Origin of the sequence: Streptomyces tubercidicus (assembly GCF_027497495.1) — a bacterium.
Taxonomy (GTDB): domain Bacteria; phylum Actinomycetota; class Actinomycetes; order Streptomycetales; family Streptomycetaceae; genus Streptomyces; species Streptomyces tubercidicus.
In genome coordinates this window covers 4980140-5004504 of the sequence record NZ_CP114205.1, presented here as the reverse complement: position 1 = coordinate 5004504, position 24365 = coordinate 4980140, and the positions used below count along the sequence as shown (strand labels likewise).

The window sequence follows — 24365 nt, the reverse complement described above, 5'->3', positions numbered from 1 at the left end:
GGGACGGGTCCGCGGTCAGTTCGTCAGGACCGACAGATCCTGGCCCGCGGCCGGGACGAGGACCGAGCCGCGGTCGTCGGGCAGCGGCTGGACGGTGAACGCGGGCACCCCGCCCTGGGGGCGCGCGAGCATCCGGGACGCGTAGACGGGACCGCTGCCCGGCTCCGGCTCCACCGTGAGGGCGTAGGTCCCCTTCAGGCCCTGCGGACGGGGCGGCTGGACGTCCAGGCTGGTGCCGCCCTTGACCGTGTAGCTCTTGGTGACGGGGGTGCCGCCGCTACTGCCGGCCGACGCGGTCACCTTCACCTTGGCGTCCTTGCCCTTCTCGGGCGCGACCAGCGACAGGGTGCTGCCCCCGGCGCGGTTGTCTGCCGCGGTGGCGCGCTTCTCGACCGGCCGGGTCGCGGGGATGAACGCCATCTCCTGCTTGGCGCCCTTGCCGCGGGTGACCCGCAGCGCGGCCGTGACCGGGGTCTTGGTGTCACCGTCGGCGGGCGTGAGCACCAGTGAGCCGGCCTCGCCCTTGGTGAGGTCCTTGAGATCCACGGCGGTGGTCATCCCGCTCTTGAGGTGCAGGCTCTCCAGCCCGGCGGGCGTGATCAGCCCGGTCGGGGTGGCCAGTTGGACCTTCAGATCGGCGTCGGACTCACCGGGCGAGAGGGCCACCAGCCGGACGGAGGTGGCGTCCTTGGGGATGCCGGGCAGCACCACGCCCGGCGACGGGTCGGCGGCGGGCGGCAGCCAGTCGCTGCCGAGCTTCCCGTCGCTCGCCTGGACGGCCGCGCCGACCCGGCCCTCACGGGCGACGACATGCAGCGAGGCGTTGGTGGTGGGGGTGGCGGTCAGCGTGGAGAGCAGCACCGGGACCGTGGTGTGCGGCGGTACGGAGATGTCCTCGCCCGCCGAGCCCGCCAACGACCCGTCCTTGCCGTGGAGTTCGAGGTCGACGACGGCCGGGGTCGCATCGGGGTTGGTGAGGTGGACGTAGTCGTGGCGGTCCTTGGCGGTGCTGACACCGGGGAACCAGAACGTGGTGTCGGGGGTGGTGCAGCTCAGCCCGAGGAGGCCGCGGCCCGCGCCGGCGGCGACCGAGGTGGTCTGCTGCACGGTCCAGCCGGGCGCGAGAGCGCCGTCCGCGGCGCCCACGAGGGCGGGGGCGTCGGGGCGTTCGGTGGTCGCGGTGACCGGCGTACCGGCCTTCTGGAGGGGCACGACGGGCTTGCTGTCGCGGGGCGGGACGGTCCGCGAGGCGGCGGAGTCCGCGGCGTCCCCGCCCTTGTCCTTGCCCTTGCCCTTGTCCTTGCCGCCCGCTCCGTCGGCGGCGTCCCGCACGGTCCCGGCGGGCCGCAGCTCGGCGGTGCCCTTCTTGCCGTCCGCGCCGGCCGCCGCGCCCTGGGGGGCGAAGGCGGTGTAGGCGGTCTCGCCGACCTCGGAGGAGGTCGGGGCCGGGCAGAGCAGCGCGGAGCGCTGGACGGGCAGCCGGCTGCTGCCGCGGGCGGTTTCGTGGCCGCCGTCCGGGGCCGCCACGGCGGCGACGCCGGTGACCGCGGCCAGCGCGACGGCCACGCCGGTCAGGGACATCATGGTGCGCTTCACTGCTGGTCGCTCCCGTCACGGCGCGGCTCGGGGTAGGAGCCGGAGTACCCCGGGTACTCGGTGCCGTCGTCGTAGGGCTGCTGGTGCTGCGGCCCGCCGTCGCCGTACTGCTGCTGCCCGTATCCGTACGGGTCGTAGGCGCCCGCCTGGTAGGGGTCCGTGTACGGGTCGGGGGCCTGGTAGGGATCGGCCTGCGGGTACGGCTGGCCGTACGGTCCGGCCTGGTACGCGTCGGCGGGGGCGTACTGCGTCTGGCCCGCGGGGTGGCCCGGGGGCACGGTGCCGTCCGGCACGCCCTGCTGGGCGGCCTGCCACTCCTCGTAGGACGGCTGCTGCGGCACCGCCGCATACGGGTCGGCGGGGGCGGTGGGGTCGCCCGCCGCCGGGTCCTGGCCGGGGGCCGGTGCGGCCATCGGGGCGTCGGCCGCCTCGGCCTGGGCCCGCAGACGGCGCGCCCGGCGGCCGTCGCCGGACACCGCGGCGGCCCGGTCGGCGGCCACGTCCTCCGGCAGGTCGTCGTCGATCTCCCGGCGGCGGCCCGGCAGCGCCAGCACCACCAGGACGACGGCCAGCAGGCCCTGTGCCCACAGCCAGAGGGTGTGGCCGAGCGGGTTCTCATGGGTGAGGTCGAGGGTGCCGCCCTCCGCGGGGAGCGCGAAGCCCTGCGCCCAGCCGTCGACGGTCACGGGCTTGAGCGGGGTGCCGTTGAGGGTGGCCTGCCAGCCCTCGTCGGCGGCGTCCGCGAGGCGCAGCACCCGGCCGCTGTCGCCGCCGGACACCTTGGTGTGCGCGTCGACGGGACCGGCGGGTACGGCGACGGGCGCGGCGGTCTCGCCCGCGCTGGTGCCGTCCTTGGCCTCGCCCGGGACGATCGAGACGCGTGAGACCCGGCGGTCGACGCGCCACAGGGCGCTGCCGTCGTCCTGGCTGAGCCGGGTCAGGCCCGGTGTCGCGTCCAGTACCCGGCCCATTTCGCGCGGCGCGCCGTCCCTGACCAGGACATAGCGGACCGCGTAGCCGCCGAGCTGGTTGGTCTGGTCGGCGCCGGAGCCGGCCACGAGGTGGGCGACGATGCCGGCGAGCCGCTTGTCCTCGCCCGCCGCGGCGGCCAGATCGGCGTCACCGAGCCGGGCACCGGAGCCCCGGACGAGGGTGTAGCCGACATGGCCGGGTGTGCCGTCGAGGACCAGGGTGCGGGCCCGGTCGGGGGTGCCGGACTCCTCGGCGACGAACGCCGGGACCTGCTCGGGGTTGCGCCGCTCCAGCGGACCGGCGGCGCCGGTGATCATCCAGCTGGCGGCGGCGTAGAGCGGGGCGAGCACGGAGGCCAGCGCGATCAGCACGGCGACCGGCTGCTTCCAGCCGAAGCCGAGGCTGGCCATCCGGGTCCGGATGCCCTCCGCGCCGATCGCCGCGGCGCACAGCAGCGCCAGGCCGTAGACCAGCATCGCGGGCCCGGTCCAGCCGGAGCCGTTGCCCAGCGCCGCGAGCAGCAGCCCGGCCAGCGCCACCGCCCAGGCGGTACGGATCGCGCGCTGCCGGTCGTCGCGCAGCGTCGCGCCGAGCGCGGCCAGGACGAAGCCGAGGAACAGCACCCCGCCGGCGGCCTTGGGCCCGCCGGGGCTGAGCCCGATGAGGTCGAGCACGGAGGCGGATCCCGCGCCGTAGTCCAGCCCGGCCTCCTGGAAGAAGGCGGACGGACGGCTCAGCAACGACAGCGACCAGGGCGCGAGCACCACGAACGGCACCACGGTCGCGACCAGGAAGCGCAGCCCGTAGGCGAGCAGCAGATCGCGGCTGCCGTCCAGGAGACGCAGCACCAGCAGACCGATCCCGAGCAGCACCGCGATCGGCCAGACGACCGGGGTGAAGGCCATGGTGAAGGTGATCAGCAGCGCATACGCCCAGGTGGCGCGCCAGCTGGGCCGGGTGCCCACGGGCAGCCGCAGTCCGCTCGCGGCGATCGCGGCGCGCGCCATCAGGGGCAGCAGGATCGCCAGCACGGCGGTGCCCAGCCGGCCGCCCGCCAGCGCACCGGCGGCCGCGGGCAGGAAGGCGTAGGCGATGCTGCCCCAGGCCCGCAGCAGCCGGGAGGCGACCAGCGGGCGGGAGGCGAAGTAGGCGGTGAGTCCGGCCAGCGGGACGGAGCAGACCAGCAGCAGGGTGACGGCGAAGCCGGTGGAGCCGAAGAAGACGCTCGACACCAGGGCGAGGACGGCCAGGTAGGGCGGCGCGGAGGCGCTGCCGCCGACACCGACGGCATGCCAGCTGTCGAGATACGCCGACCACAGGTCGGACACGCTGCCGGGCGCGGGCAGCATCGCACCGCCGGTCAGCGCGCCGGAGCCGAGCAGTCCGCGGCAGGCGACCAGCGAGACCAGCAGCAGGAGCAGGAAGAGCACCGGGGCCGGTTTGCGGGCGATCCGCTTGAGCCGGGCGAACTGCTCGATCTCCAGGAAGTCGGCGTCATCACCGCCGGGCCCGGATTCGACCGCGCCGTGCCGGCCGGCCGAGGCGACATCCGGTGCGGCGCGCCCGGCGAGGTTGCCCGCGACCTGTTCGGCGGTGGCCCGGACGGTGGCGCCGGGTGGCGGGAACAGCGGCCGCAGCTCGCTCGCCTCGACCGCGGGGCGGCCTCTGCGTTTGCGCGCGGCGAGGATCTTGCCGGGCCGCAGCAGGGTGCCGAAGAGCCCGGCGAGTTCGTCGATCGCCTGGCCCGGGACCTTGCCGACGAGGTAGGCGAGCACCCGCAGGAAGGTGCCGATCAGCAGCCGCAGCAGGACGTACGGGAGGGTCGCGCCACGGGTGTTGGCGAGCAGCGTGTAGACGGCGCCGGCCTTGTCGACGCGGTGCGGGTTGGCGACGGAGCGGCCGACGCAGTCGATGGGGCGGCGTTCGCGGGCGGATGCCTCGGCGTGCCGCAGGACGGCCTCCGGCGCGACCAGGACCTGGTGCCCGGCCGCCTGGGCGCGCCAGCACAGGTCGACGTCGTCACGCATCAGCGGCAGCCGGCGGTCGAAGCCGCCCAACTCCTCGTAGACATCGCGGCGGATGAGCATCCCGGCGGTGGAGACGGACAGCGCCGTACGCACCTGGTCGTGCTGGCCCTGGTCCTGTTCGCGGCGGTCCAGGCCGGTCCAGCGGCGGCCGCTGCGCGCGATGCTGACCCCGGCCTCCAGCAGTTGCCGGCGGTCGTACCAGCTGCGCAGCTTGGGGCCGACGATGACGGTGGAGGGGCTGGTGTCGGCGACCCGCAGCAGCTCGGCGAGCGCGTCCGGCTCGGGTGCGCAGTCGTCGTGCAGCAGCCACAGCCACTGGACCGGTTCGCCGTGCGGCAACTCCGGCATCTCGTACGCCTCGTCGCGCCAGGTGCGGGTGACCGGGTCCCAGCCGCTGGGCCGGCGCAGATACGGCAGATCGTCGGGAGTGAGCTCCGGGGCGGTGCGGACGGCTTCGTCGACGGCGGTGCCGAATCCGGAGCGGCGGGCGAGGTGCAGCACGCGCTGGTCCCCGATGGCCTCGGCGAGCAGCTGGGCGGAGTCGTCCGCGCTGCCGGTGTCGGCGCCGATGACGTTCTGCACCGGCCGCTCCTGGCCGAGCAGGCCGTTGAGCGCGTCGGGCAGCCAGCGGGCACCGTCATGGGAGACGATCACGGCGGTGACGACGTGCCGCGGGAACTCTGGGGTGGCAGCTGCGTATGAGGCGGCCTGGGCCGCCGACTGGCTGTGCACGGACATCGAGGTACGGGCCCTCCGGACCCGGGAGTTCGAAGGCCCGCGGCGAAGTCGCGCTGGGCCCCCGCCCCCGGAAGACACTGCGACGGACTACGAGGCGACGCGCGCGGCCTGCGGGGCGGGCGGCGCATCTCGGACGGGGCCCCACACTAATGGTTCGCGCCGCCGCCCCGACGGGGCCGGTACGAAGCAGTACACAGCAGTCCGCCTCCGGCGAGCAGGTCGCTGGAGGCGGAGGGTTCGCTATAGGGGGATATGGGGAGTTGAGGGGGTGCGGCGGCGTGGTTCACGGGGCCGCTCGCCGTCGGTCCGGCCGGCTGCGCTGTCATCGTCAGACGGCGGCCTTCTTCAGCCGGCGCCGCTCGCGCTCGGACAGGCCGCCCCAAATGCCGAAGCGCTCGTCATTGGCGAGCGCGTACTCCAGGCATTCGGACCGGACTTCGCAGGCGAGACAGACCTTCTTGGCCTCGCGGGTGGAGCCACCCTTCTCCGGGAAGAAGGACTCGGGGTCGGTCTGGGCGCACAGTGCGCGCTCCTGCCAGCCGAGCTCCTCGTCCGCCTCCTCGACCAGCAATTCCTGGAACAGCTCGGTCATGTGCGCCCCTCGTCTGTCTTTACGTCCCCGTGATCAAGCCGTGATCGATTTCGGCTGAACGACACGAGTGAAATTACAAGTGTGGTGATCCGGGCCAGTCAAGCCGAGATCTGCTATTGAGCCTCTTATTCACTCGGCGGAACCAAGCGGATGCGGAAAGTGTTCAAATCAGTAAAAACCAGGACACTCTCCCGGACGTGCCACCCTGCACGCCCTCTTCTTTCCCTCAAGACGCGACCAGGCGGCTTTCCCGTTGCACTTCGCACCGCCGAAGCGGGGAGATCACAACCGGATCACGGGGCCGCAACGGCGTTTGAAAGCGCGGTTGCCGGTCGATGTCTCCGCGTCCAAAGCTGCACAAACCTTTCATCGAGCGGAGTAACCGGATGAGGTGAAAGATTACGCCAAAACCAGACATCCCATTGACATCGCGCCGCGAACCCGGTCTCCTTGAGCCCATGCCAGTGACTGCCGCGCTCCGACTGACCCGTGCCTACGGGTCGCTCTGCGCTGCGCAGGCCCGCTGTCGCTGTTCCAGCTGTCGAAGCCACTGAGCTCCAGCCTTCTCCACTCGCACCACCCGCAGCGCCCCTGCTCCGCGCCGCCGCGCCGTGCCCCCCACGAGGAGAGCCCGCGCCGCGCCGCAGCCCTCCCCCAGCTACCGCTGGGCGGGATCCCCCAGCGTCACCCCAGCACTTCCGCCGAGGAACCCGGAACCCATGAACAGCGACGTCCAGATCGCCGGCGACCCGCTCGCCATCCCCCACCTGCTGCCGCCCGTCCCCGCCCACCCGGCCACCGTCGCCGGCTTCGCCGGGCTGGCCCGCTCGCTCGCCGCCGACCGCGCCGCCTGGGCCCCGCTGGTCCGCTACGACGCCACCACCCGCTGGTACCACCGGCTGCGCACTGGGCCCGGCTACGAGGTGTGGCTGCTGAGCTGGGTGCCCGGCCAGGGCAGCGGGCGGCACGACCACGGGGCGTCCTCCGGTGTGCTGACCGTCCTGGAAGGCGAGTTGACCGAACGCACCGAGGACGGGCCCCGTCCGCTCACCGCCGGCGCCCAGCGGGTGTTCGCCCCCGGCTACGTCCACGAAGTCGTCAACGACGCCCTGACACCGGCCGTCAGCCTGCACGTCTACTTCCCGGGGCTGACCAATATGCCGATGCATCCCGGCCAGATCACGGACTCCGAGGCCGCCACCGCACCGCCCGGAATACTGGCCCCCTGACACCGAGGCACCCTGCCCCGTACGTCTGCCGCCCGGCCACCGCCCCTCATCGACTCAGCCTTTGGCTGACACACTGCCCACCCGTCGCCCGGCCACCGCCCCTCATCGAGTCAGCCTTCGGCTGACACACTGTCTTCATGCGAATCGTGGTTCTGGCCGGCGGTATCGGCGGCGCCCGCTTTCTGCGGGGACTGAAGGCAGCGGCTCCGGACGCGGACCTCACCGTCATCGGGAACACCGGCGACGACATCCATCTGTTCGGGCTCAAGGTGTGTCCCGACCTCGACACCGTGATGTACACGCTCGGCGGCAGCATCAACGAGGAGCAGGGCTGGGGCCGTACCGACGAAACCTTCCGGGTGAAGGAGGAGTTGGCCGCCTACGGCGTCGGGCCCGAGTGGTTCGGGCTCGGTGACCGGGACTTCGCCACCCACATCGTGCGGACCCAGATGCTCAGTGCCGGATATCCGCTCAGCGCCGTCACCGAGGCGCTGTGCGCGCGCTGGCAGCCCGGTGTGCGGCTGCTGCCGATGTCCGACGACCGGATCGAGACCCATGTGGCCGTCGACGAGGACGGCGAGCGCAAGGCGATCCACTTCCAGGAGTACTGGGTGCGGCTGCGGGCCTCGGTGCCCGCCCACGCCGTGGTGCCGGTCGGCGCCGATCAGGCCAAGCCCGCGCCGGGCGTGCTGGAGGCCATCGGGGCGGCGGATGTGGTGCTGTTCCCGCCGTCCAACCCCGTGGTCAGTATCGGGACGATCCTGGCGGTACCCGGTATCCGGGAGGCCATCGCGGACGCCGGCGTTCCGGTGGTCGGGCTCTCGCCGATCGTCGGCGACGCCCCGGTCCGCGGGATGGCCGACAAGGTGCTGGCGGCGGTGGGGGTGGAGGCGACCGCCGCGGCCGTCGCCCGCCACTACGGGTCCGGGCTGCTGGACGGCTGGCTGGTCGACTCCGTCGACGCCGGTGCGGTCGCCGAGGTCGAGGCGGCCGGTATCCGCTGCCGGGCCGTGCCGCTGATGATGACGGACCTGGACGCCACGACCGCGATGGTGCGCGAGGCGCTGGAGCTGGCCGCGGAGGTCCGGGCGTGAACGACGCCTCCGCGGTGCCCGGCTACCGGGTGTGGGCGCTGCCGGGAGTGCCCGAGGTGCGGCCCGGCGACGACCTCGTCAAGCTGATCGCGGCGGCGGCGACCGTCGACGGGATACCCCAACTCATCGACGGTGACGTGCTGTTGGTGACCTCGAAGATCGTCAGCAAGGCCGAGGGCCAGGTGGTCGAGGCCGCCGACCGCGAGGCGGCGATCGACCGGGAGACGGTCCGGGTGGTGGCGCGCCGCGGCACCCTGCGGATCGTGCAGAACCGGCAGGGGCTGGTGATGGCCGCGGCCGGTGTCGACGCCTCCAACACCCCCTCGGGGACCGTGCTGTTGCTGCCGGAGGACCCGGACGCCTCGGCACGTGCCCTGCGCGCGGGCCTGCGCGCCACGCTCGGCGTCGACGTCGGCGTCGTCATCAGCGACACCTCCGGCCGGCCGTGGCGCAACGGGCTCACCGATGTCGCGATCGGCGCGGCCGGGGTGCGGGTGCTGGACGATCTGCGCGGCGGCACCGACGCGTACGGCAATCCGCTCAGCGCGACGGTGGTGGCCACCGCCGACGAACTGGCCGCCGCCGGAGACCTGGTGAAGGGCAAGGCCGCCGGGCTGCCGGTCGCGGTGGTGCGGGGGCTCGGGCATGTCGTCGAGGAGACCGGCGACGCGGCCGGGGCGCGCGTCATGGTGCGCAGCCCCGAGGACGACATGTTCCGGCTGGGCACCTCCGAGGCCGTACGGGAGGCGGTGACGGCTCGGCGTACGGTCCGCGCCTTCACCGGCGAACCGGTCGATCCGGGGGCGGTCCGGCGTGCGGTGGCGGCGGCGGTCACCGCCCCGGCGCCGCACCACACCACGCCGTGGCGGTTCGTGCTCCTGGAGTCGCCGGAAGCGCGGCTGCGGCTGCTGGACGCCATGCGGGACGCCTGGATCGCGGATCTGCGCCGGGACGGCAAGCCGGAGGAGTCCATCGCCAAGCGGATCCGGCGCGGCGATGTGCTGCGGGCCGCGCCGTATCTGGCGGTGCCGTGCATGGTGACGGACGGCGCGCATTCCTACCCCGACGCGCGGCGGAGCACCGCGGAGCGCGAGATGTTCATCGTCGCCAACGGGGCGGGGATCCAGAATTTCCTGGTCGCGCTGGCCGGCGAGGGCCTCGGCTCCGCCTGGGTCTCGTCGACGATGTTCTGCCGGGAAGTGGTCCGGGACGTGCTGGAGCTGCCGGCGGACTGGGAGCCGATGGGGGCGGTGGCCATCGGGCGTCCGGCGGCGGCACCGCCCGCGCGCCCGGCACGGGGGGCCGACGACTTCGTGGTCGTGCGCTGAGCGGTTTCGGGGTGGTGTGCGGACCCGTTTCGGGGTTGTGCGCTGAGCTGCGCCCGCGCGCCGGTCAGAGCCGGGCGATGTCCCCTACGGGGAACCGCGGGGCGCGGCGCGGCGGGGTGCGGCCGGACAGCAGGATCAGCCGGGCGGCGCGGTGCCGCTGGCCCTCGTAGGGCGCGAGGAGTTCCAGCATCTCCTCGTCCGTGGTGCCGCGGCGGCCGGTGAGGGCATAGCCGATGATCTTCGGCAGATGCAGATCGCCGACCGTGATCGCGTCCGGGGCGCCCAGGGTGCGCTGCAGCGTCTCCGCGGCGGTCCAGGGGCCGATGCCGGGTATCGCCATCAGCCGTCGGGTGGCGTCGGCGAGATCCATCCGCGCGGCCTCCTCCATCCGGCGGGCGGCCCGCACGGCGCGCAGGATCGCGGCCGAGCGCTTGGCGTCGACGCCCGCGCGGTGCCACTCCCAGGAGGGGATCAGGGCCCAGCCGCGCGGATCCGGCATCACCCGCATCCGCTCCCAGGGGCCGGGGGCGGGCTCGCCGTGCCGCTGCAGCAGCAGCCGCCAGGCGCGGTACGCCTCGTCGCTGGTGACCTTCTGCTCCAGGACCGAGGGGATCAGCGACTCCAGGACCAGACCGGTCCGCGCGAGCCGGACGCCCGGGTGGCGGCGGCGGGCCTCATGGACGAGACGGTGCCGGGCGGTCAGCTGCGCCGGATCGTCGGACTCCCCCAGCAGCTCGGGCAGGCTCTCCAGCAGCCAGTCGGCGCCCGGTCCCCACGCCTCTGCCTCGACCTCACCGGCGGCCGGGCGGGCGGCGATACGGAGCGTGCCGGGCCCCTGCGGCGTACGACAGGCGCGCCACAGCTCGCCGTCGCGCACCGCGAACGCGGGATCGCCGGGGCCGCGCTGCAGCACCCCCAGCGTGCGGTGCAGGTCGAACGGGCCGGGCGGAACCCAGGTACGGGCGGGCATGCGGCCAGGTTAGGGGATGGGGGTGACAGGGGGGTGGGGGCCGTGGGGCGGGCCCGCACCCCTCCCGCTACTGGTCGGATGAGAAGCGCACCGAACCGGCCGGGATGGCGGCGTCGCACCAGATGCGGATGCCGTCGCGGAGTTCGTTGTCGGCGCCGATTCGTGCGCCGTCGCCGATGACCGCGCCGTCCAGGACCGTACGGGCCCCGATGTGTGCCCCGGCGCCGATCAGGGTGTCCTTGATCCGGGCGCCCGGCTCGATGACCGCGCCTTCCAGGACGGCGCTGCCGTCGATCTCCGCGCCGGCGCCGATGACGGTGCGCGGGCCGACGACGGTGCCGCCGGTGAGCTTGGCATCGGTGGCGACCTCGGCGGTCTCCAGGATCAGCCGGTCCCCGCAGCGGCCGGGCACCGCCGGGGACGGGGCGCGGCCGAGGACCAGGTCGGCGGAGCCGCGGACGAAGGCCTGCGGGGTGCCGAGGTCGAGCCAGTAGGTGGAGTCGACCATGCCCTGGAGGTGGGCGCCGTCGGCCAGCAGGCCGGGGAAGGTCTCACGCTCGACGGAGACCGGGCGGCCGGCCGGGATGGTGTCGATGACCGAGCGGTTGAAGACGTAGGCGCCCGCGTTGATCTGGTCGGTGACGATCTCCTCGGGGGTCTGCGGCTTCTCCAGGAAGGCGGTGACCCGGCCGGTGTCGTCCGTGGGCACCAGGCCGAAGGCGCGCGGGTCCTCGACCCGGGTGAGGTGCAGGGAGACATCGGCGCCGGAGGTGCGGTGGGTGCCGACGAGGGCGGCGATGTCCAGGCCGGTGAGGATGTCGCCGTTGAAGATCAGCACCGGGTCGTCGGGGGCCGAGTGCAGCCGCGAGGCGACATTGCGGATGGCACCGCCGGTGCCCAGCGGCTCCTGCTCGGTGACGTACTCCAGGTGCAGGCCGAGCGCCGAACCGTCGCCGAAATACGGCTCGAAGACCTCGGCGAGGTAGGAGGTGGCCAGGACGATGTGCTCGACTCCGGCCGCCCGTGCGCGGGCCAGTTGGTGGGTGAGGAACGGCACGCCCGCCGCCGGGACCATGGGCTTGGGCGTATGCACCGTCAGCGGGCGCAGCCGGGTTCCCTTGCCGCCGACCAGGAGGATCGCTTCAGTCACCTTGTCTTCTCTGCTTCCTGCTGGGGTCGGCCGATCGGCCGACCAGTGTAGGCAGACGGGCACCCGGGCGGCCCGGCGGCGGGGTTCCGCCGTGCCGTTCAGGCCACGCGAGGGGGCAGGCGGGGCGGGCGGACGTCGTGGCGGCTAGGACGCCTCAACGGCAGGAAGGGTTCAGTGGTCCGGGGTGTGGTTCGGGCTGTGGTCCGTGATGGCCCCTTGCTGCGGCTCGTGTTGCGGTCCGTGTTGCGGTCCTTGCTGCGATCCGTGTCGTGGTCCCGTGCTGTCGTTCTTGCCGTGGCCCCTGTTGTGGTCCCTGTTGTGGTCCCTGCAATCTGCGCCGTGACAGACCCGTGCAAACCCGGAAGGAGCCGTCCTGTTCGGACGGAAGCGGATCAGCGGCCCTGCAGGGAGGCCGCGGCGCGGCGGGTGGCGGCGAGCTTGTCGTAGAGGTGAACGCCGGGGCAGTCGGTGGTGAAGCCGTCCCGGTGGCCGGAAATGACGTGCAGGGGGACCTTGGTGCCCTTGGGGAAGCGGTTTCCGCCGCCGGACAGCATCTTGATGGTGGCGCGCGGGTCGACGCTGTAGAGACCGAGCTTCCAGGCCGTCAGGCGGGCGATGGCCTCGACGGCGGGCTGCGGCGGCTCGTCGTCGGTGAAGGTGCCGAGGACGGCGATACCGGTGCTGTCGCTGTTGAAGCCGAGGGTGTGCGCGCCCATGACGGGTTTGGCGACGCCGCCCGCGCGGCCCTCGTAGACCGTTCCGCACCTGTCGATGAGGAAGTTGTAGCCGATGTCCCGCCAGTGGTTGCTCTTGACGTGGAAGCGGTACATCGCGCGGATCAGCGCGGGGGCCTCCGCGCAGTCGTAGTCGTTGCCCGAGCCGCTGTGGTGGACGAAGGCGGCGCGGACGGTACGGGTGTAGGTGAAGGCCTTTTCGCGCAGCTGCTCGTCGGCGCCCCAGCCGGCCCGGGTGACGATCCGGGGGCGGGGTCCGACATAGGTGTGGCCCGGCGGTGCCCCCTCCACCGCGGTGAGGTCGGCGAGGGAGGCGGCCTGGTCGAGGGCCGGGATCTCGGTGGCGCCGAGCGGGGCGAGCTTGGTGTTGGCGGCGGAGGCGGCGGTGTCCTCGGAGGTGAGCGGAGCCGGGGGGTCGGCGGGAGCGGCGCGGACGGCGCCCGGCGCCTCGCCGGGGTCGACGAGTTCCAGCCGAAGTCCGCCCGGGAGGACGGCCCGTGCGCGGTGCCGGACGGCATCGGGGGTGATGCGTAGTTGGACGGCGTCGGAGTCGCCGACCCACAGGGGCGCGGTGCTGCCGCGTACCGCGCCGTTGCGCCGCTCGGCGGACCCGAGGTCGGGGGCGTCGTCGTTGTGGACCTGTACGTCCCGCCAGCCGGACCAGTCGCCGCTGCCGGTGGCACGGGTGCGGACCTGGACCCTGCCGCGCAGCTCGGCGGCGGCGTCGTCCCAGACGACCCCGAGGAGGGAGAAGGGCCGTACGGCGCGGGCCGGCAGGCCGAGTGACTGGGGCGCGGGCGCCGGGGTGGCGTCCCGGGCGTCGGGGCGCGGGGCGGGTGCGCCGAGCACCGCCACCGGCAGGGACTGGGTGCTGCCCGGCAGCTCACCGGAGGGGGCGGGGCGCTGCGCGGCGGGGGCGGGGCCCGGCGCGGCGACAGGGGCGGCGCTCGCACCGGCCGTCGGTGCGAGGGGCAGCGCGAGGGCGGCGGTGCACACGGCTCCGAGGCAGGTCGCAAGGAAGGGGCGCATGGACAAAATCCTGGACATGGCCGGGGCGAACGCGCCATCGGTGGTCTGATGGGGCATCGGCCGATCCGGTGGCGTGGGCCCGCCGGGCCCGGCCCGCCGCCGGCGGCCGCCGCGCGTACCCTGGCCGCGATGAACGCCACCGATCGCACCCCCGCCGACCTGCTGAGTTCCGCGCTCGCCGCGGACCCGGCCCGCCCGCTGGTGACCTTCTACGACGACGCCACCGGCGAGCGCGTGGAACTGTCCGTCGCGACCTTCGCCAATTGGGTGGCCAAGACCGCCAACTACCTCCAGGGCGATCTGGCCGCCGAGCCCGGCGACCGGCTCGCGCTGCTGCTGCCCGCGCACTGGCAGACCGCCGTCTGGCTGCTGGCCTGTTCGTCCGTGGGCGTGGTGGCGGAGGTGGACGGCGATCCGGCCGCCGCCGATCTCGTCGTCGCCGGGCCGGACCGGATCGAGGCGGCGCGGGCCTGCTCCGGGGAGCGGGTGGCGCTGGCGCTGCGCCCGCTGGGCGGCCGCTTCCCGCAGCCGCCGGCGGGCTTCGCGGACTATGCCGTCGAGGTGCCGGGCCAGGGTGACCGCTTCGCGCCGTTCGCACCGGTGGACGCGGGTGCCCCGGCGCTGGCCGTCGGCGGCGAGGAGCTGACCGGGGCGGGCACGGTGGAACGCGCGCTGGCCGACGCGGGCGCGGCCGGGCTGCCGGCGGCGCCGCGGGTGCTGTCGGGGCTGGGCTACGACACCTGGCGGGGCCTGTCGTACGGGCTGTACGCGCCGCTGGCGACCGGCGGCTCCGTGGTGCTGTGCCGCCATCTGGACCGGCTGGGCGCCGAGGCCGCGGCCGACCGTGAGCACAGCGAGAAGATCACGTTCCGGGCGCCGCTGCCGCACTGAGCGGGCGGCGCTCCCTCGTCCGGCGGACCGGAGCCACCCCCGGGCGGGCCGGTGCGTCCGTTTAGGGCCAGGATCTTGAGTACGTACAACCATGCGCGGGTTTCGTCCGTCTCTTGATCTGTCCGGGCCCTGCGTGCGGGCGCGACGCCGACTCCGTGAGGGATGGACGCACACGTGACCGATACCCCCGAGCCCCCCAGGTTCGCCGGCTGGGCCGCGCGCCCGGCCGGGGGGCCCGGAAGGGACGGGCCGGGGCCGCCGCACCGGAGGCACTGGCGCCGCCTGGCCGCGGTCGCGCTCGCCGGTTTCGTGCTGGCCGGGGGCGGTATCGGCTGGGCGGTGTACGCCAAGCTCAACGGCAATATCCAGACCGACAGCGCCACCGAGCGGGAGCTGCGGAAGTGGGAGTCCGAACGGCCGCCGGCCGGCCCGCCGAACGCCGAGAACGTGCTGCTGATCGGCTCCGACAGCCGTAAGGGCGGCAACGGCAAATACGGCCACAGCCGCGGCCAGCGCTCGGACACGACGATGCTGCTGCATCTCGCGGCGGACCGGAAGAGCGCCACCGCGGTGAGCATCCCGCGCGATCTGATGGTCGAGGTGCCGCACTGCCTGCGCGCGGACGGCACGGAGACCGAGCCGCGGCCGGACCAGTTCAACGCGGCGTTCGCGGCCGGCGGCCCGGCCTGCGCGATCCGTACGGCCGAGAAGCTGACCGGGATCCGTATCGACCACTACTTGATCATCGACTTCGTCGGCTTCACGAAGATGGTGGACGCGGTGGACGGCGTCGAGGTCTGTCTGCCCCGGCCGGTCCACGATCCCGAGGCGCATCTGACCCTGCCCGCCGGGCGGCAGACCCTGCACGGTGAGGACGCGCTGGGTTACGTACGGGCGCGGAAGAGTCTGGGGAACGGCAGCGATACCCAGCGCATGGAGAGGCAACAGCGATTTCTTGCCGCACTCGTGAAGAAAGTGCAGAGCAATGGTGTACTGCTCAATCCGACCCGGCTGTATCCGGTGCTCGATGCCGCGACGAGTTCTCTGACCACGGACACCGCACTGGCTTCCCTGAAGGGGCTCTACGAATTGGTGCGCAGCACCCGTCGCATTCCCACCGACCGGATCCAGTTCATGACCGTGCCGCGGCAGGAGTACCACCTGGATCCCAATCGCGATGAGCTGCGACAGCCGGACGCCGGGCGGCTCTTCGCGCAGTTGCACAGCGATCTTCCGGTGGCTGTGCGGCCCCCGCAGAACGCCGGGGAGGAACCGGTGCGCACCGGAAACGGATCTTCGGACGGCCGGCCGGACTCACCGTCCGCGCCCTCGCCGAGTTCGGGTCCGACGTTTCCCGGGACGACGGCGGAACGCGGGATCTGCGAATAAAGATGCCGCAAAGTAAGCAGACGACTCGAAGGGATTGGGCGGATTGCCCAGTTGTAGGTCAGTGGAATTTGTCACGGGCGTCGCGGGGCGCTGAACTGGGCGGATAGTGTGAGCGATCCGGTCGCACGACCAAGCTGACCGAAGACCTGCAATGCACGATCGACCGACCGAGCGCCTTGAGGGGATGGCGCCGCGTGGCATCGACGGAGGACTCAAGGCACCGTGGACGCGCAAGGCCGTGGGCGGGCGGGCGACAACAACGTCGATCCCGCCGATCAGTGGGTGTTCGATCCGGACACCGGCAACTACGAACTGCAGCTTGACGCTGCCGGTCAAGCCGCCGCTCGGCCCGCCGGCCGCTCGGCGGCCGGCAGACGCGCCGCCCGTAAGCGGGACGCCGAGGGCGGCGACACCGACACCCGGCCGCTGCCGACCCAGCGCGATGCGCGGGGCGAGAGCGGCGCGGACGGCGACGGCGAGCGCCCCGCCGGTGGACGGGCGGCCCGCCGGGCGGCGGGCAGCCGTGCGGCGATGGCGGCGGAGGCCGGCCCGGCGAGCCGCCGTAAGCGCAAGCCGAAGAAGTCGGGGAAGAAGCGGGCGCTGCACTGGACCGCCGGTGCGGTGGGCTTCGTCCTCGTCGCCGTCGGCGGTGCCGGGTACGTCATCTACCAGCAGCTGGACGGCAACATCAGCAAGGTGGACGTCGGCGTGGAGAACGACGCGGTGTCCGAGGGCCCGGTGAATCTCCTGATCATCGGCACCGACTCCCGTTCCGGGAAGGGCAACGGGGGCTACGGCGACGCCGGGAGCGTGGGGCACGCGGACACCACGATCCTGATGCACATCTCCAAGGACCGTACGAACGCCACCGCGATGAGCATCCCGCGCGACATGATCACGGACATCCCGACCTGTCCGACGAAGCAGAAGGACGGCTCGACGAAGAACATCCCCGGTGAGCACGGGGTGCGCTTCAACACCAGCCTGGGCCAGGAGAACCGGGACCCCGGCTGCACCTGGCGCACCGTCGAGAAGATGACCGGGCTGAAGATCAATCACTTCATGATGGCCGACTTCAATGCCGTCAAGGAGCTGTCCACCGCGGTGGACGGCGTCGAGGTGTGTGCGGGCAAGGACATCAACGACCCCAAGTCGCACCTGAAGTTGAAGGCCGGCCGGCACACCGTCATGGGCGAGCAGGCGCTGGCGTTCGTCCGTACCCGGCACACCGTCGGCTTCGGCAGCGACCTCAGCCGTATCGAGCTGCAGCAGCAGTTCCTCAGCTCGCTGATCCGCAAGCTGAAGTCCAGCGCCTTCAGCAGCCCCGGCAAGCTCTACGACGTCAGCCAGGCGGCGACCAAGGCGCTCACCGTCGACACCGGTATCGGCACCGCGAGCAAGCTGCTGGACTTTGGTACCGACCTCAAGAAGGTCGACATCGACAAGGTCACCTTCGCCACCGTGCCGGTGCTGGACAACCCGAAGGACCCGGCGACCGTCATCATGGACAAGGCCAAGGCGGACCCGCTGTTCGCGATGGTGCGGGCGGACCACACCCTGGCCAAGGGCAAGAAGGGCAAGGGCAAGAAGTCCGCGCCGGTCAAGAAGGCACCGGCCGAGCGGGTACGCGTCGATGTCACCAACGGCGGCGGGCCGATCGGCTCGGCCCAGGAGACCGTGGACTGGCTGCAGAACACCAAGGGAGCCAAGCTCTCCACCAACGCCGGCAACGCGCCGTCGAAGCTGGCCGCCACCCGCCTCGAATACGCGCCGAACCAGGCCGACCAGGCCGCCGCGCTGGCCGACTGGATGGGCCTGCCCAAGAGCGCACTGAAGAAGTCCGGCCAGAACGCGGGCGACCGTCAGCCGATGAAGCTGGTCCTCGGCAAGGACTTCAAGGCTCCGGGTTCACCGATCGAGGCACCGACGGAAACCCCGGACGGGGTTCAGAACGTCAATGCAGATGACAAGAACATCTGCGCAAAGTGAATTAGCGGGATCCGGCCGCCCCGCCGAGGCGCCGAGCGCACCGCCGGGAAAATGGGGAGAGGGCCGCATGGGTCAGAGCAGTGTGCGTGGTGATCGGGCGCGTCGGAGACGCCAACCCGAAACACCGGAAGCGGGCCGGGGGGACGGCGACTTCTCCGAGGACAAGGGGCTGCCCCCGGACGCGCCCGGCTGGACGCCTCCGGAAGACGGCGCCGGGCCCGCCGCGGAAGGGGAGGCCGAGGGCGGCGGGCACCCCGGCGGGGGGCAGGCACGTCCCCGTAAGGGCCGCAAGGCGCTGCGGTGGACGGCCCTCGCCCTCGCCGTCCTGATAGTCGGCGGCGCGGGTGCCGGGTACTGGTACTACGAGCACCTCAATGGCAACCTCCGCAAGGCCCCCCGGTCCTTGGGCGGGGGCGGCCTGCAGAAGCCGGACCCCAACGCGTTCGGTCAGAGCCCGCTGAACATCCTGCTGCTGGGCTCCGACGGCCGGAACAACGCCAAGAACATCGAGCTCGGCGGCGCCCGCCAGGACGCGGACCGCAAACCGCTGGCCGATGTGCAGATGCTGCTGCATGTCTCCGCGGACCGCAGCAACATGTCGGTGATCTCCATCCCGCGCGACACCCGGGTGACGATCCCCAAGTGCACCGACCCGAAGACCCATCAGGTCTATCCGCAGACCTCCGGGGCCATCAACCAGTCGCTCCAGCACGGCGGTCCGGGCTGCACCCTCGCCACCTGGCAGGAGCTGACCGGCATCTACATCGACCACTTCATGATGGTCGACTTCGGCGGCGTGGTGGACATGGCGGACGCCATCGGCGGCGTCCCCGTCTGCGTCGACAACAACGTCTACTCGCACGACAGCAAGGGCCACGGCAGCGGGCTGAAGCTCACCAAGGGCGTCCACTCCGTCAAGGGCGTCCAGGCCCTGCAGTGGCTGCGCACCCGCTACGGCTTCGAGGACAACACCGACATCGGCCGGGCCAAGGCCCAGCACATGTACATGAACTCGATGGTCCGCCAGCTGAAGAAGGACGCCAAGCTCACCAACCCCGGGGAGCTGCGCGATCTGGCGGAGGCCGCGACCAAGGCACTGACCGTCGATGACGGCCTCGACACCGTCAAGAAGCTCTACGACCTCGGCGGCGATCTCAGCCGGGTGCCGACCAAGCGCATCACCATGGTCACCATGCCCTGGCAGTACAGCCCCGACGAGTCGTATGTCATGCCCAAGCCCGGCGACGCGGAGGCGACCTTCGGGCTGCTGCGCAACGACACCGCGCTGGACGGCAAGGACAAGAAGCACAAGCCCGCCCCGGCCCCCAAGCCGTCAACGCCCAAGGACCAGCTGAAGGTTGTCGTGCAGAACGGCACCAACAGCACGGTGAACGGTCCCGTCTCCGGCCGCGCGGCGGTCATCCAGCAGAAGCTGTCCGGTCTGGGCTACACCTCGGCCGGCACCGACTCCGCGCTCACCACCCAGGCCGACACCACCATCACGTACGGGGACAAGGCCCGGCGGGGCGACGCGCTGGCGCTGGCGAAGGCGCTCGGGCTCCCCAAGGAAGCGGTCCGGGAGTCGAGTTCGGCCACCGGGATGCGGCTGGTGGTCGGCAACGACTGGCGTACCGGCGCGACCTACCCGAAGCAGCCGGGCGACGACAAGGGCGAGGACAAGGCGCCGGACAGCGCGGACGCGCTCAACGGTGACGACACCAAGGCGTGCATGAAGGTGAATCCGGCTTACTCGTTTTAGGGGGGTGCGGCTTCAGGGCGGGTTCTGCGCCTTGGGGCCGCGTTGCGGTGGCCTTGGCGCCGCATGGCGGCGGCCTTGGGGCCGCGTGGCGGCCGCGCTGGTGTTGCGCGGCGCCCCTGTAGGTTTTTTTCCCCGCCGCCCACCCCCCTTCGGGGGGTGGGCGGGTGTAGAGGGGAGGTGCGGGTCACGCTCTACTCCGCGTCCGCCGTCCCGGCCATCACCGCCGGCCGCCGGCTCGCGATGACCTTCCTGGCGAGCGAGCGGGGGCTGGTCAGGAAGCCCGCGCCCCAGGCCATGTGCATGGTGGCCAGGGCGACGGGAATCTGGGCGCGGGCCTTGAGCGACAGGCCCTTGCCGGCCGGCACCGAACCCGCGGTGATGGCGGCCAGGTAGCCGGCCGGGACGATCAGGCCCCAGGGGGTGACGGCCGCGCCGACCACCAGGCCCGCCGCGATGGCGCACACCGCGGTCGGCGGCGCGAGATAGCGCAGGTTGATCGAACCGGCGTGGTAGCGGGCGACGACATGGCGCCACTTGCCGTAGTCCTTGTACTGCTTGGCCAGCGCCTTGATGCTCGGCCGCGGCCGGTACTGCACCCTCAGCTCGGGCGAGAACCAGATCTGCCCGCCGGCCTCCCGGATCCGGAAGTTCAGCTCCCAGTCCTGGGCGCGGATGAACTCCTCGTTGTAGCCGCCCTGCTGCTCCAGCGCCTCGCGCCGGAACACCCCGAGATAGACGGTCTCGGCGGGACCGGCCTGCCCGCCCGTGTGGAAGGCGGCATTGCCCACACCGATCTTGGAGGTCATCGCCGCGGCGACCGCGTCCTCCCAGGCGTTCTCGCCCTCGGCGTGCATGATGCCGCCGACATTCGCCGCGCCGGTCTCCTCCAGGAGGCGCACGGCGGTGGCGATGTAATTCGGCGAGAGCATGCCGTGGCCGTCGACGCGCACCACGATGGGGTGCCGGGACGCCTTGATCGCGGCGTTCAGCGCGGCGGGGGTACGGCCGGTGGGGTTGGGCACCGTGTGCACCCGGGCGTCCTCGGCGACGAGCTCGGCGGCGATCTCGTCCGTACGGTCCGTGGACGGGCCGAGGGCGATCACCACCTCCATCTCACCGGCGTACTCCTGCTCCAGGATGTGCCGGACCGAATTGCGCAGGTGACGTTCCTCATTGAGCACCGGCATGATCACGGAGACGGCCGGGGGCTGCTGCTGCGGCATGGTTCCTCGGGGGTACGGCCCGCGGCGGAGCCGCCAGCGACGGCAGCGCCCGCCGGGAGACTGCAGAATCGCGCCTCACGTTACCGCGAATGGGGGATGCCCCCGGACGCAGCCGGGTGGCCGGGTGCCGGATGCCCGGCGTGTGGTGCTGTGCCACCGATCATATGGACCTACGGTGTCCTCGTCCGATTGATCCCGATGCGCCCGCATTCCCGTCTGCCCGCATTTCCCGTCTGCCCGCATTCCCGGCGTTGCCCGTAGTTCCCAGCGTTGCCCGCAGCCCCCCTCCTGCTCCGTTCCCGTGCCGCCCCGCTCCCCTGCGGGCCCCGCTCACGCCCGTACAGCCGCGGAGGTGTCCCCCGTGACCGCGCCGTTCCGCTCCCCCCGCCCGGCCCGGCGCCAGGCCGCCCGGCCCGGTGTGCACCGGCGCCCGCCGGGCACGCGCTGGGGGCTGCGGATCGGCGCCGTCGTTTCGGTGCTGCTGCTGGCCGCCAGCGGTGTGGGGCACGCCGTGGTCACCGGGGTGGAGAGCGGCATCGGCCGGGTGGACGCCTTCCAGGGCATGAGCAACCGGCCCGGGGGCGGCGACGGGCTGAACTTCCTGGTCGTCGGCACGGACGGGCGGGACCGGCTCACCGCCGCGGAGAAGCAGAAGTACCACCTGGGCGGCGCGCCCTGTCACTGCACCGACACCCTGATGCTGGTGCATCTCTCCGCCGACCGGGACCGCGCCAGCGTGATCAGCCTGCCCCGCGACTCCTACGCCGAGGTCCCCGCGCACACGGACGCCGTGACCGGCCGGCAGCGCGCCCAGCACCCCATCAAGCTGAACGCGGCCTACGCCGAGGGCGGCCCCAACCTCACCGTGCGGACCGTCGAGCACATGACGGGGGTGCATATCGACCACTACCTGGAGGTCGACTTCACCAGCTTCATGCGCAGCGTGGACGCGGTCGGCGGGGTGGAGATCTGCACCGTACGGCCGCTGCGCGACAGCTTCACGGGGCTGGATCTGCCGGTCGGCAAATCGCGGCTCAACGGCGGGCAGGCGCTGCAGTACGTGCGCGCGCGGCATGTCGACGGCTCCGCCGACCTCGGCCGGATGCAGCGCCAGCAGCGCTTCCTGGCCGCCCTCATCCACAAGATCACCTCCTCCGGAGTGCTGATGAACCCCATCCGCTTCAGGGATGTCGCCGACACGATGCTCCGGTCCGTACGGGCCGATTCCGGCTTCGGGGCCAACGACCTGGTCGACCTCGGGCAGGCGATGCGCGGCTTCACCCCGTCGTCCTCGGAGTTCACGTCCGTGCCGCTGGGCAATGTGGAGCAGCCGGTGCCGGGGGTCGGCTCGACCGTGCGCTGGGATCCGGTGCAGGCGCCGAAGCTGTTCCGGGCGATCCGCGAGGACCAGCCGATCACCATGCCCCGGGACCGGAAGGAGCCGTCGGCCCGGGTCGTGGACATTCCGCCGGGCCAGGTCCAGGTGCGGGTCGACAACGGCAGCGACCGGGCCGGGCTCGCCGCCACGGTGGCCGGGGAGCTGCACGCCACCGGCTTCGCCACCACCGGCGTCCCCGGCAACTCCGCCCTCGGCAAGGTGCCCCGTACGGTCATCGGCTACGACCCGCGCTGGGACCGCTCGGCCCGCTCGCTGGCCGCCGCGCTGCCCGGCGCCGAGCTGCGGCCGGCGGCCGGCCGGGGTCCGGTGATGCAGGTGACGGTGGGGCAGGGCCATACGGCGGTGCGGCGGGTACGGGCCGAGGAGCCGCCGCAGAAACCGGGCGGGATCACGGCGATCACCGGGGACGAGGCGGTGTGCCCATGAGCGAGCGCGGTGCGGGCGGTGAGCGCGGGGAGCGCCTCAGCGGGAGGTGCGGGCCCCGGGCCTGCGGGGGCGGGCTGAGCGGGGCCTCGGCATGAGTGTTCCCGCGCCCCGCCGCACCCTCCCCCGGCCGCCCGTGCGCCGTCCGGACGCCCGCTGCCGTGCGCGCCGGGTCACGGTGGCCGTCGCCGCGCTGTGTCTGGTGGCGGGCACCGCCGCCGCGTCGCCGCCGGCGCCCCCCGAGCCGACCGGCTGCGGGGACCTGGTGCGCGGCCAGCTGTGCTTGCAGGGGCCGGTGGGGGCCGACGGGACGTACACCGCGAGCTATCGGCGGAACGGGGCGGCGGACGGGCTCGACGAGATCATCGTGCGGCTCGGTTACCAGCGGAAGAACGACCGGATCACCGCCTTCCCGGGCTGGTTCGGCACCCGGCGGACCCAGGGCGGCGCGGTCGGGCTGAGCGGCCGGGTGGAGATGCTCGCGGATGAGTGCATCCGGGGCGTCATGGAGCGGGGCGAGACGCTCTATGTGACGAAGTGGAGCTGTAGTTGATGTCCGGGATGTTTGCGATGTCCTGAAAGGGGCGCACTGTGTGGCAGGTTGTGCTGGGCATCACCCCCACCTCGGTGACGCTCTTCCTGGTCCTCGCGCTGGCGGCGGCGGGGGCGCTCGCCCTGTGGACGGCGCTCGCCCCCGACAGCGGCGCACCGCGCACCACGGCCCGCGCGCTGCTGGCCGGCTGGCTGCTGCTGTTCCTGCTGGCGACGCTCGCGCCCAGCCAGCCCATCGGCTCCGGGGACGCGACGGTGTGGTGGCGCCCCGGTGAGGGGCTGTTCGACCTGGGCGCCCCTTTGGAGCCGGGGGAGCTGGCGATGCTGGTGCGGCGGCAGATCGCCAATGCCGCGCTGTTCGTGCCCGCACCGCTGCTGCTGCGGTTCGCCGCCCCGCGTGCGTCGGCCGCTCTGACCTTCCTGCTGGGCGTGGGCCTGTGCCTGCTCATCGAGACGGCGCAGCTGCTGATGCGGGCCGGGCGGATCGCCGATATCGACGATGTGCTCTGCGCGGCGGCCGGCACCGTCATCGGCACCGGGCTGGCGCTGGCCGCGCAGCTCGGGGTGGCCGCTATGCGTCGTCGAGGCCTTCCGCGGCGCGCCGTTCGCGCAGCTCCATGATCGCGCGCCGCCGGGCGAGGCGGTGTGTCCGGCGGATCTGCGCCTCCTGGTAGCGGCGCTTGTCCCGCTCGGTCTCGGGGAGCACCGGCGGCACCCGGCGCGGCCTGCCCTGCTCGTCGACGGCGGCGAAGACGAGGTAGGCGGAGCCGACCTGCTGGGCCGGGCTGGATTCGTTCCAGCGCTCGGCCAGGACCCGTACGCCGACCTCCATCGAGGAGCGCCCGGTCCAGTTGACCTGGGCGCGTACATGCACGAGGTCGCCGATCCTGACCGGTTCGAGGAAGGCCATCTCGTCCATGGAGGCGGTCACGGCCGGCCCGCCGGAGTGGCGTCCGGCCACCGCGCCCGCCGCGTCGTCGACGAGCTTCATGATCACGCCGCCGTGCACCGTTCCCAGGAGGTTCGTGTCCCCGGCCGTCATGATGTGGCTGAGCGTGATCCGGGACACGGAAGTGGGCTTGCCCACCACCTCGTCCTCGGGGGTGTCGGTGACGAGTTCGGTCATGGAATCCAGCCTAAGCGGCACTCGTAGGGCCCCACCCCACTCCGGTCGTGAGACTGGTCTCGCCGTTTGCGCAGGTCCGTGACACAGGTCTCATGACCCCAGCCGGAAACCATCCGGAATGGTTGCTTCCATTCGTGCAGGTCGGAATGGTCATG

Annotated in this window: 18 protein-coding genes; 10 read left to right on the top strand and 8 right to left on the bottom strand. The window is 72.8% G+C overall.

Annotated features, from left to right (window positions below; all coding sequences use genetic code 11):
• Nucleotides 1–15: 15 nt before the first annotated feature.
• The 3 genes from STRTU_RS21840 to STRTU_RS21830 all read right to left on the bottom strand — a co-directional run bounded on the left by STRTU_RS21840 (nucleotide 16) and on the right by STRTU_RS21830 (nucleotide 5925).
• Nucleotides 16–1596: a DUF5719 family protein gene (locus STRTU_RS21840; protein WP_159745367.1), complete on the bottom strand. Its 1581-nt coding sequence runs from the start codon at nucleotides 1594–1596 to the stop codon at nucleotides 16–18.
• Complete coding sequence (locus STRTU_RS21835) at nucleotides 1593–5333, bottom strand: glycosyltransferase family 2 protein (protein WP_159745365.1); 3741 nt, start codon at nucleotides 5331–5333, stop codon at nucleotides 1593–1595. The genes STRTU_RS21840 and STRTU_RS21835 overlap by 4 nt, the downstream gene beginning before the upstream one ends.
• Before the next feature lie 328 nt (nucleotides 5334–5661).
• Nucleotides 5662–5925: a WhiB family transcriptional regulator gene (locus tag STRTU_RS21830; RefSeq protein ID WP_003983763.1), complete on the bottom strand. Its 264-nt coding sequence runs from the start codon at nucleotides 5923–5925 to the stop codon at nucleotides 5662–5664.
• 719 nt (nucleotides 5926–6644) lie between these two features.
• On the opposite strand from STRTU_RS21830, the gene STRTU_RS21825 reads away from it, so the two are divergent.
• The 3 genes from STRTU_RS21825 to STRTU_RS21815 all read left to right on the top strand — a co-directional run bounded on the left by STRTU_RS21825 (nucleotide 6645) and on the right by STRTU_RS21815 (nucleotide 9576).
• Nucleotides 6645–7154, top strand: a complete 510-nt coding sequence (locus STRTU_RS21825) for a cysteine dioxygenase (protein WP_159745363.1) — start codon at nucleotides 6645–6647, stop codon at nucleotides 7152–7154.
• A gap of 137 nt (nucleotides 7155–7291) precedes the next feature.
• The gene (gene cofD / locus STRTU_RS21820; RefSeq protein WP_159745361.1) at nucleotides 7292–8248 is read left to right on the top strand and encodes a 2-phospho-L-lactate transferase; all 957 of its coding nucleotides are present in this window, start codon (nucleotides 7292–7294) and stop codon (nucleotides 8246–8248) included.
• Nucleotides 8245–9576, top strand: coding sequence for a coenzyme F420-0:L-glutamate ligase (locus STRTU_RS21815; RefSeq protein ID WP_159745359.1), 1332 nt, complete (start codon nucleotides 8245–8247; stop codon nucleotides 9574–9576). The genes cofD and STRTU_RS21815 overlap by 4 nt, the downstream gene beginning before the upstream one ends.
• A gap of 64 nt (nucleotides 9577–9640) precedes the next feature.
• On the opposite strand, the gene STRTU_RS21810 is transcribed toward STRTU_RS21815, so the two are convergent.
• The 3 genes from STRTU_RS21810 to STRTU_RS21800 form a co-directional block, all read right to left on the bottom strand.
• Nucleotides 9641–10546: a DNA-3-methyladenine glycosylase family protein gene (locus tag STRTU_RS21810; RefSeq protein ID WP_159745357.1), complete on the bottom strand. Its 906-nt coding sequence runs from the start codon at nucleotides 10544–10546 to the stop codon at nucleotides 9641–9643.
• A gap of 67 nt (nucleotides 10547–10613) precedes the next feature.
• Nucleotides 10614–11696: a mannose-1-phosphate guanylyltransferase gene (gene manB, locus STRTU_RS21805; RefSeq protein ID WP_159745355.1), complete on the bottom strand. Its 1083-nt coding sequence runs from the start codon at nucleotides 11694–11696 to the stop codon at nucleotides 10614–10616.
• Nucleotides 11697–12088: 392 nt separating this feature from the next.
• Nucleotides 12089–13459 carry a peptidoglycan recognition protein family protein gene (locus tag STRTU_RS21800; RefSeq protein ID WP_159745353.1) on the bottom strand — a complete coding sequence of 457 codons (1371 nt, stop codon included), beginning with the start codon at nucleotides 13457–13459 and terminating at the stop codon, nucleotides 12089–12091.
• 129 nt (nucleotides 13460–13588) lie between these two features.
• On the opposite strand from STRTU_RS21800, the gene STRTU_RS21795 reads away from it, so the two are divergent.
• The 4 genes from STRTU_RS21795 (at nucleotide 13589) to STRTU_RS21780 (ending at nucleotide 19487) form a co-directional block, all read left to right on the top strand.
• Nucleotides 13589–14350 carry a TIGR03089 family protein gene (locus tag STRTU_RS21795; RefSeq protein ID WP_159745351.1) on the top strand — a complete coding sequence of 254 codons (762 nt, stop codon included), beginning with the start codon at nucleotides 13589–13591 and terminating at the stop codon, nucleotides 14348–14350.
• Nucleotides 14351–14512: 162 nt separating this feature from the next.
• A complete protein-coding gene (locus STRTU_RS21790) occupies nucleotides 14513–15739 on the top strand; it encodes an LCP family protein (protein ID WP_159745349.1) in 1227 nt (408 codons plus the stop codon).
• A 222-nt stretch (nucleotides 15740–15961) separates the two neighbouring features.
• Nucleotides 15962–17728 carry an LCP family protein gene (locus tag STRTU_RS21785; protein ID WP_159745347.1) on the top strand — a complete coding sequence of 589 codons (1767 nt, stop codon included), beginning with the start codon at nucleotides 15962–15964 and terminating at the stop codon, nucleotides 17726–17728.
• A gap of 67 nt (nucleotides 17729–17795) precedes the next feature.
• Nucleotides 17796–19487: an LCP family protein gene (locus STRTU_RS21780; protein ID WP_159745345.1), complete on the top strand. Its 1692-nt coding sequence runs from the start codon at nucleotides 17796–17798 to the stop codon at nucleotides 19485–19487.
• Between the two features lie 191 nt (nucleotides 19488–19678).
• Here the strand turns inward: STRTU_RS21780 and STRTU_RS21775 are convergent, their stop codons facing one another.
• Complete coding sequence (locus STRTU_RS21775; RefSeq protein ID WP_159745343.1) at nucleotides 19679–20710, bottom strand: glycosyltransferase family 2 protein; 1032 nt, start codon at nucleotides 20708–20710, stop codon at nucleotides 19679–19681.
• 352 nt (nucleotides 20711–21062) lie between these two features.
• On the opposite strand from STRTU_RS21775, the gene STRTU_RS21770 reads away from it, so the two are divergent.
• The 3 genes from STRTU_RS21770 (at nucleotide 21063) to STRTU_RS21760 (ending at nucleotide 23705) form a co-directional block, all read left to right on the top strand.
• On the top strand, nucleotides 21063–22535 hold the full coding sequence (locus STRTU_RS21770) for an LCP family protein (RefSeq protein ID WP_443098477.1): 1473 nt from the start codon (nucleotides 21063–21065) through the stop codon (nucleotides 22533–22535).
• 91 nt (nucleotides 22536–22626) lie between these two features.
• Nucleotides 22627–23085 (top strand): hypothetical protein, encoded by a 459-nt coding sequence (locus STRTU_RS21765; RefSeq protein WP_159745339.1) that lies wholly within the window; start codon nucleotides 22627–22629, stop codon nucleotides 23083–23085.
• A gap of 38 nt (nucleotides 23086–23123) precedes the next feature.
• On the top strand, nucleotides 23124–23705 hold the full coding sequence (locus tag STRTU_RS21760; RefSeq protein ID WP_159745337.1) for a VanZ family protein: 582 nt from the start codon (nucleotides 23124–23126) through the stop codon (nucleotides 23703–23705).
• On the opposite strand, the gene STRTU_RS21755 is transcribed toward STRTU_RS21760, so the two are convergent.
• Nucleotides 23656–24210 (bottom strand): acyl-CoA thioesterase, encoded by a 555-nt coding sequence (locus STRTU_RS21755; RefSeq protein ID WP_159745335.1) that lies wholly within the window; start codon nucleotides 24208–24210, stop codon nucleotides 23656–23658. The genes STRTU_RS21760 and STRTU_RS21755 overlap by 50 nt on opposite strands.
• Nucleotides 24211–24365: the final 155 nt, after the last annotated feature.

Bases quoted from the DNA above. Each gene is read 5' to 3' on its own strand.
- STRTU_RS21790 (WP_159745349.1), top strand. From the start codon at position 14,513: ATGGACGCACACGTGACCGATACCCCCGAGCCCCCCAGGTTCGCCGGC.
- STRTU_RS21780 (WP_159745345.1), top strand. From the start codon at position 17,796: ATGGGTCAGAGCAGTGTGCGTGGTGATCGGGCGCGTCGGAGACGCCAA.
- cofD (WP_159745361.1), top strand. From the start codon at position 7,292: ATGCGAATCGTGGTTCTGGCCGGCGGTATCGGCGGCGCCCGCTTTCTG.
- STRTU_RS21810 (WP_159745357.1), bottom strand. From the start codon at position 10,546: ATGCCCGCCCGTACCTGGGTTCCGCCCGGCCCGTTCGACCTGCACCGC.
- STRTU_RS21755 (WP_159745335.1), bottom strand. From the start codon at position 24,210: ATGACCGAACTCGTCACCGACACCCCCGAGGACGAGGTGGTGGGCAAG.
- STRTU_RS21765 (WP_159745339.1), top strand. From the start codon at position 22,627: ATGAGTGTTCCCGCGCCCCGCCGCACCCTCCCCCGGCCGCCCGTGCGC.
- STRTU_RS21800 (WP_159745353.1), bottom strand. From the start codon at position 13,459: ATGCGCCCCTTCCTTGCGACCTGCCTCGGAGCCGTGTGCACCGCCGCC.
- STRTU_RS21835 (WP_159745365.1), bottom strand. From the start codon at position 5,333: ATGTCCGTGCACAGCCAGTCGGCGGCCCAGGCCGCCTCATACGCAGCT.
- STRTU_RS21830 (WP_003983763.1), bottom strand. From the start codon at position 5,925: ATGACCGAGCTGTTCCAGGAATTGCTGGTCGAGGAGGCGGACGAGGAG.
- STRTU_RS21825 (WP_159745363.1), top strand. From the start codon at position 6,645: ATGAACAGCGACGTCCAGATCGCCGGCGACCCGCTCGCCATCCCCCAC.
- STRTU_RS21795 (WP_159745351.1), top strand. From the start codon at position 13,589: ATGAACGCCACCGATCGCACCCCCGCCGACCTGCTGAGTTCCGCGCTC.
- STRTU_RS21775 (WP_159745343.1), bottom strand. From the start codon at position 20,710: ATGCCGCAGCAGCAGCCCCCGGCCGTCTCCGTGATCATGCCGGTGCTC.